Here is a 7,540-nt window from a genome sequence, read left to right on the forward strand (position 1 = left end):
AATGTCGGCATCGATGTGCCAGCCCCTGCCGACCATGCCCGCCAGCCGATTCGCCCCCGCCCGCCCGATCTACCCCGTCGCCGGCATCCGCGCCGTCGAATCCCTCGCCATCCCGGGCGCCGTCCCGCCGCTGATGGAGCGCGCCGGCGCCGCCGCAGCCGCGCTGGCCCTGCGCCTGCTCGCCGGCCCCGGCACCGTGCTGGTCGCCTGCGGGCCGGGCAACAACGGGGGCGACGGCTTCGTGGTGGCGCGCCACCTGAAGGCCGCCGGGCTGCGGGTGGTGGTGGCCTTCGCGGGCGACCCGGCCCGCCTCCCGGACGACGCCTCCGCCGCCCACGCCGCCTGGCACGCCCACGGCGGCAGCACGACACCCGACCTGCCGGCCCCGCCGCCGGGGGGCTGGAGCCTGGTGGTGGACGCCCTCTTCGGGATCGGCCTGCAGCGCCCCCTCGACGGCCGCTACGCCGACTGGATCGCCGCCCTCAACGCCCAGCCCTGCCCGCGCCTGGCTCTCGACATCCCCAGCGGCCTCGACGCCGACACCGGCCGGCGCCTCGGCCCCTGCTTCACGGCCACCCACACCGTCAGCTTCATCGCCCTCAAGCCCGGCCTCCTGACCCTCGACGGCCCGGACCAGTGCGGCGAGCTGCACCTGCGCGAGATCGACGTGGACGCCGAAGCCCGCGTGCCGGCGCCGGGCCACGAGATCACCCCGGCCCTGTTCGCCGGGCTGCTGGCGCCCCGCGCGCGCAACAGCCACAAGGGCAGCTACGGCGACACGGCGCTGATCGGCGGCGCGCCGGGCATGGTCGGCGCCGCCATCCTGGCCGGCCGGGCGACGGCCCACCTGGGCGCCGGCCGGGTGCTGGTCGGCCTGCTCGACCCGGGCAGCCTGCCGGTGGACATCCTGCGCCCCGAGCTGATGTTCCGCGCCGCGCCCGAGCTCCTCGCCGAGGCCGGCATCGCCGCCTTCGCCGTCGGCCCCGGGCTGGGCCAGTCGGACGCCGCGTGGACGCTGGTGCATGCGGCCATCGCGCTGCCGGCCCGGCTGGTCCTCGACGCCGACGCCCTCAACCTCATCGCCCGCGACCCGGGCCTGCAGAATGCCCTCGTCCACCGCGGCCAGCCGGCGGTGCTCACCCCCCACCCCGCCGAGGCGGCGCGCCTGCTCGGCAGCACCACCGCAGAGGTCCAGGCCGACCGGGTCGCCGCCGCCTGCCGGCTGGCCGGGCAGCTGCACGCCTGGGTGGTGCTGAAGGGCTGCGGCAGCGTCGTCGCCAGCCCCGACGGCCGCTGGTGGATCAACACCACCGGCAACCCGGCGATGGCCACCGCCGGCATGGGCGACGTGCTGTCCGGCCTGCTCGCCGCGCTGCTGGCGCGGGGCTGGGACGCCGGCGAGGCCCTGCTGGCCGCCGTGCATCTGCACGGTCTCGCCGGCGACCGGGTGTGCGCCGCCCAGGGCCTCGACTGCGGCCTGCTGGCCGACGAAGTCGCCCCCGCCGCCCGCGCCTGCTTCAACGCCTGGGTGCGCCCGCCCGAAAACACCGGCGCACCTGCGGCCGATGGAAGTTTTTTCGGGAAAACGAAAAAAGATTCAGAAAGTGCTTGACGACCCTTTGGGGCGTCCCTATAATGCGCTCCTCAACTCACCGGGCGGTTAACTCAGCGGTAGAGTGCCACCTTCACACGGTGGAAGCCACTGGTTCGATCCCAGTACCGCCCACCAAACACAATGTAGCGTTTTCAGTTATTTAGATAACGATACATGTCTAGCAAGACAAAAAATAGGCGCTTCTAAGCGCCTATTTTCATTTGCACTCCACATTCCTTACTAGACACAGCTCTACCCTGCCCAACGGGGTAGCTACGCGCACATTCCACAGGCCCGACAATCTCCCTTTCCGCGGTGAGGACATCAGGCTAAACACGTCGAAGTCCGACCGCACCTCCACACCCCGATACTCTAGATGGACGATGGCGATTTAGGGCTTCGGGGAGCTCTTGGCATCCTGCACTAAGATCGTCGCCCGCTCGATCCGCTCCGCAAGGGCGTACCCGCCGTCGGGGCTGCCGGGAAAGACCCGAGCGCCGATGATCGGGCTGCTCTTTTCGGTGGCAGCCACGCCGAGCTGACGCCGAAACACACCCAAAGCGGGTGACGCCGCTCAGGTCGCAGAGCAGGCGGGTTCAACCACCCACAACCGCAAAAGAACTGATAGAAAGGGCTTTCAGCCCATCGCTGAACGACGCTCTCGTCACTCTCTCCAAAATCGTGCTTCAGCTACGGCAGCCCGACCATCAACCAGATCAGCAAACGCGGGCGACCCGCTGCGCTTGCGCCTGCCCCCCACCCGCAAGGTCGAACCGAACCGCTCCAAGCCTTTCAGACGCCCCTAGCGATTCTAGGGGGGGGGGCGGAAGTACGCCACTAGCGCCAAGTCGATTCCGCCCACGACAGGCGGGTCAACAAAACGGCAACGGGTGACCCAGATCGATCATCGCGTCCAGCCGAGCGCGGAAAGAAGCCAGGTTCATCATCGAAACCTGCATCCGAATCTTCCAGCACGCAAATGCGACCGCACTAGAACCTGGAGGATTAGGCAAGACCTAACGAGCCCTCGACCCGAGCGAGAAAAAGGGCGGAAAGGTTGTTCAGCGCAACTAACCACAGGATCGCACGCCTCACGCCAAGACATCTGGTACCATAACAGGTTAGCCGACTTTACATTAAAGCGAAATCATGGTAAGCAAACCAACAAATGAGGTTGAGGACAGCACTGAAGCGGCCACTTCCCAGAAGCCGGCGAATAAAACGGTTCTTGCGCTAAAGGGCACTGGCAAAATACCTGTTGAGTTGCTCGAATTCGACAAGAGCAACCCCAGACTATCTACCGGTAACGAGTATTCCGTCACTGATGACGCTTCAATTATATCTATATACAGGGCACCTCGAATAACCCGAGGTTTTCAGTAAATCCCGCCGCGCAACGATGATCGCGATCGAATCTGGTTCAATTCCTTCGGCAAATCACCGCCTTCTACAGCGGTGCCGTCCCGTTTTGTCTCGAATCGCCTCGGGCAGCGGCGATTCGGCCCATTTCGGGCGTCAGAAGGCCTTGATTCCGGCCCTCTGGAAATAAACCAGCCGCTTCAGGTTGTAGCAGGCCGCCATCATCGTCAGCGCAAAGTTCGCCCGCGCCTGGCCGATGGTGCGCAGCAGCTTGCCGCCCATCTGGTCGATGGCCCCGAACACGTGCTCGACCCGCGCGCGCGTCTTGGCGATGCGCTTGTTGCGCCGCTGCTGGCAGTCGGACAGCGGCTTGTTGCGATGGCCCTTGCGCTGGATCTGGTTGCGAAAGCCGTTTCCCTTCAGCCAGGCTTCGCGCTCCGCAGACGGATAGCCCCGGTCGGCATAGACGTCTCGGCTTGTGTTGACCGTGTCGAACACGTTGTCGAAGTGCTGGCTGTCGTGGGTGCTCGCCGTGTCGGTCTCGATCTTGCGGATGATCTTGTACTTCGTGTCGACGTTGATGGAGAGCTTGTAGCCGAAGTGGCTCTTCCCGTGCTTCTTGGTCCAGGTGGCGTCGAGGTCCTTCTGGCGCCGCTTGGCGGGCTTCCAGCCAGCCGGCATCGCGCCTTGCTCGATGAGCGCTTTCTCACCCCGGCTGTTGTGCTGTTTGGGCGCCGGCACCAGGGTCGCGTCGATGATCTGACCGCCCCGGGCGATGAAGCCTTTCTGGAGCAGCTGCGCCGAGACACCGTCGAACAGCGCCTTGGCGCCCGCTTCGCCGATCCGGTTCTCGAAGGTCCACACCGTGGTGCGATCGGGGATGTTCGTCGCGTTCGCCAGCCCGCAGAAGCGCTGGTAGCTCATGCGGTCGAGCAGCTGATACTCCATCTGCTCGTCCGACAGGTTGTACAGCCGCTTCAGGACCAGGATGCGCACCATCGTCTCGGTCGGATACGGCGGGCGGCCACCCTGCGCACTCACCGGGCGCGGCGCGATCTGATCGACCACGGCCGCCAGCGCCACGAAGTCGATGTGCGACTCGATCTCGGCCAGCGGATCGCCCAGGGTGTCGATCTTCTTGCGGTGGTGATCAAAGGCAAACAGGTCGGTCTTGATGGCGCTGCGTGGTTTCATCGGAGTCGGCTCGGGGCGGATTCAGAACGATGTAATTTTATCAAGGGTGGGCGAGTCGAGGTTTTTCGAGGTGCCCTACAGAGAAATTGCAGCGCTTGACGAACTCGTCTTATCTATTTGCTCTAACACTTACCTTGATCTGGAGCCATTGATTGTAATTGGGCCAAACTCCGGCCCGTTCCGCGTTCTTGAAGGCAACCGCAGATTGGCCGCGATTAAGGTAGTCAGAGATCCAGTGCTTGCCAAACGTTGCAAGATCTCTGTACCGCAACCTGTTTCCGATCTTGTACTTCTGTCTATCGAGAATATTCTCGCCTATCGCGTTGAAAAGGAGACAGATGCGGAAGCTTTTATTGGGTTTAAGCACATCAATGGCCCTCACCGTTGGGACGCGTACGCAAAAGCACGCTTCGTTGCGACATGGTATAAGCGCGACCGAGATAACGGTCTAACCATTGATCAGATAGCCCGCCAAACCGGCGACACGAACAATACCATTAGATCTTATATTGCGAGCATCTTTGTTCTTGACCAAGCCGAACGGGAAGGAATTTTCTCAATATCTGACCGCGCCAACAAAGGTCGATTTGCGTTTTCCCATTTATATACTGCACTTGACAGAAAAGAGTACCAAGGATATCTCGAGCTAGAAAAAGGCTGGAACCAAGAGCCTTCTGATGACCCCATCCCCGCGAACGCTGTCGATAAGCTTGGTCAAGTTCTTAGATTTATTTACGGCTCAAAGAAAGAAGGAAGACCTGGCTTAGTCGAGTCACAGAATCCGGATCTGGCCAACCTAGGGAAATGCCTTGCAAGTTCAGCGGCCACAACTCGTTTAATTGCCGGAGATTCTCTGCAACAGGCCCTTGCGGAAATTGAAGGCTCTAGGCTATTTAACGAAGCGCTAATAGTTGCATCGGCAAAACTTTCCAAAGTAATCGACCTATTGCCACGATACGAAGGCGACCAATCGCTAATTGGAACAGCTCGCGAAATTTTTGCCCGGGCAGACATGATCAAATCTTACATGGAAAAAACCGCAGAAAAAAAACAAAGCGGCAATTGATTAGCTATGATTTTATCTCCACTCCCCGCCGGCAGTACAATCGATGTAATTGCGGACTGGCTTGAATTTGACATTATATGCTCTGACTTTGGCACCAAAGGCATTTCTGAAATTGCTCGACACTGGGACGTACTCAGAAACACTGAAGATACGGACTTTGAAGATGACAACTCATCGGTTGACGAGTTTCTTGATGTAGTTCTACGAGAAATCCGCACGAGAATGCGAATTTCCGGCAGTTCGTATCCATTCGCCTTTTCAGAAACAGGAGAAAGCCTCTCCCTAAAAGAAGAATTAAGCGAAGACTGCTACATTTATCTTTTTTGTTTAATTATTTCGCACATAAAAGAAGGGGAGGTTTTGTCTGGGCGATACACGCCTCCGATAACAAACTATGTGCGAGACTTATTTCAAGTTTGTGCCACACTTGCCGCCTCCGGCGTGGTGGGCGGGAACGCATATTCATTTGGTTTCCCTCGCCCTGACCGCTCCAATTTTTTAGCCGCACTTCATAACGTTTTTTCTGCATTTGGTGAAGGCTTGGCTATCGACACGGTACCACGGGGCGCCCCCCCCAGAAGTAAAAGATGACGGTGTTGATGTAATCGCTTGGGCAGACCGTCCAGATGGGATGCCAGGGAAGATATACCTACTTGGCCAGGTCGCCTCAGGTGAGGACTGGCCTAACAAATCCATCCTATCGAAAATTTCTGCATTTCATAGCGTCTGGTTTTCAAATCCGCGCCCAGCGTCAACGCCGATTCCGTCCATGTTTATGCCGTTTTGCATTCAGCCTACGACAGCCGGAGAGGCAATCGAAGACAGAATGCTATACCTCACACACAACTTCGGGTGCTTTTATTACCGCCACGTTATTCCTCCACTTGCCAGAAAAGGACTAGAGATTGCACGGAACGGGAGTAGAACCATCGTTCAACGCGAAAATGACGTATCGCGTATCGTTGAATGGGTAAATGAGCAAATAAACAGTATGAAAGCCGCGCATGTCAACTAAGCGCACACCGATTAGCCCTCTACGCTACCCAGGAAGCAAAGCTCGGTTTTACAATCAATTTCGAGATTTTTTTTGCCAACTCAATCTCTCTGGCAGGAGGATCGTAGAACCGTACGCAGGGAGCGCCTCAATATCTCTTTCATTGCTTGCCGATGGACTAGTAACGTCCGCGCTATTAATTGAACGAGACCCACTGATCTTCAGTTTTTGGAAAAGCGTATTTCTCCACACAGACGACCTAATAGAATCAATTAAAAAGGTTCCCGTCACCATGGACTCATGGTCGGAGATGAGGAAAAGCCTTTACGTTACAGAACCCGACGACTTCAAGACGGTAGAACTTGGCTTGGCCGGCTTATTCTTAAACAGAACAAACTTCTCCGGCGTTCTTCACGCAGGCCCAATTGGGGGAATTTCACAATCATCGAAATATACGGTGGACTGCAGATTCAACAAAGACGAAATAATATCCCGAATTAAAGTCATATCCAAGAACCGGGAAAAGGTAAGTGTTGTTTACGGCGACGCCATTGAATTCCTAAAAGATGAAAAGAAAGACAAAAAAGAGGAGACCATATATTACATCGACCCCCCTTACTTCAAGGAAGGGAAAAAACTCTATCGACACTACTATGATATAGCCGAACACACTGCACTTGCCCGCGCTCTAGCCGAATCTAGCTTCGATTGGATTCTTAGTTATGACGCCCACCACGTAATTGAGCACTTATACGCCGACTTCAGTAGAATCGATAAAATCTTAAGATATAGCAGCAAAACCCCAAAACAGGCATTGGAATTCCTTATTACAAACATGGACGTCGATATTAACAATTGGACTAATACGACTACCTATGCTTCGAAACCAGAGAATTGCCCGACGAATGACTACGCTCGGCATGGTGGCTCCGCAGAGGAATTATCTGGCCCAATCACAATAGACGAACAGTAGCTTAAATCACTAAAAAATATCAGAGCGCCGCGCTGCCTATTTTGACGATCTATTAAAAAACTTAAGTCGTCGGTCCTGAACAATCAGCCAGCCCCTGTCCCGACGCGGGCTGATGGCCCCTGAGGCCTTGCCGAATCCTCCAGTTTCCAGTGCAATCGCATTCACTTTCTGGAAGATTTGGAGCGCAGATTTGCGATGACCACCCCGGATTTTTTCCGCGCCCGGCTGGACGCGATGATCGATCTGCGCCACCCGCTCGCGGTATTGGCATCCCGCATGCCGTGGGGCGAGATCGAATCGGCGCTGGCGCCATGCTTTGCCCGCAAGGACCGCCAAGGGCGTCCGATCGAAGGCCTGGAT

At 57.9% G+C, this 7,540-nt stretch carries 5 protein-coding genes, 1 tRNA gene and 1 pseudogene; 6 read left to right on the top strand and 1 reads right to left on the bottom strand.

The annotated features are described in order from the left end of the window. Nucleotides 1-34 precede the first annotated feature (34 nt). Nucleotides 35-1,612 carry an NAD(P)H-hydrate dehydratase gene (locus tag ACE3OU_RS17070; protein WP_374242752.1) on the top strand — a complete coding sequence of 526 codons (1,578 nt, stop codon included), beginning with the start codon at nucleotides 35-37 and terminating at the stop codon, nucleotides 1,610-1,612. Between the two features lie 42 nt (nucleotides 1,613-1,654). Then, a tRNA-Val gene (locus ACE3OU_RS17075) sits at nucleotides 1,655-1,729 on the top strand. Nucleotides 1,730-3,109: 1,380 nt separating this feature from the next. On the opposite strand, the gene ACE3OU_RS17080 is transcribed toward ACE3OU_RS17075, so the two are convergent. After that, entirely contained in the window at nucleotides 3,110-4,147 is a 1,038-nt protein-coding gene (locus ACE3OU_RS17080; RefSeq protein ID WP_374242753.1) for an IS5 family transposase, read from the bottom strand. Here ACE3OU_RS17080 and ACE3OU_RS17085 point away from each other — a divergent pair. The 4 genes and pseudogenes from ACE3OU_RS17085 to ACE3OU_RS17100 all read left to right on the top strand — a co-directional run. Beyond that, nucleotides 4,128-5,213 carry a hypothetical protein gene (locus ACE3OU_RS17085; RefSeq protein ID WP_374242754.1) on the top strand — a complete coding sequence of 362 codons (1,086 nt, stop codon included), beginning with the start codon at nucleotides 4,128-4,130 and terminating at the stop codon, nucleotides 5,211-5,213. The genes ACE3OU_RS17080 and ACE3OU_RS17085 overlap by 20 nt on opposite strands. A gap of 6 nt (nucleotides 5,214-5,219) precedes the next feature. After that, the gene (locus tag ACE3OU_RS17090; RefSeq protein ID WP_374242755.1) at nucleotides 5,220-5,804 is read left to right on the top strand and encodes a hypothetical protein; all 585 of its coding nucleotides are present in this window, start codon (nucleotides 5,220-5,222) and stop codon (nucleotides 5,802-5,804) included. Between the two features lie 413 nt (nucleotides 5,805-6,217). After that, nucleotides 6,218-7,180, top strand: coding sequence for a DNA adenine methylase (locus ACE3OU_RS17095; protein WP_374242756.1), 963 nt, complete (start codon nucleotides 6,218-6,220; stop codon nucleotides 7,178-7,180). A gap of 195 nt (nucleotides 7,181-7,375) precedes the next feature. Then, a pseudogene (locus tag ACE3OU_RS17100) lies at nucleotides 7,376-7,540 on the top strand (IS5/IS1182 family transposase); the annotation flags it as partial.

Origin of the sequence: Zoogloea sp. (assembly GCF_041908905.1) — a bacterium.
GTDB lineage: Bacteria > Pseudomonadota > Gammaproteobacteria > Burkholderiales > Rhodocyclaceae > Zoogloea.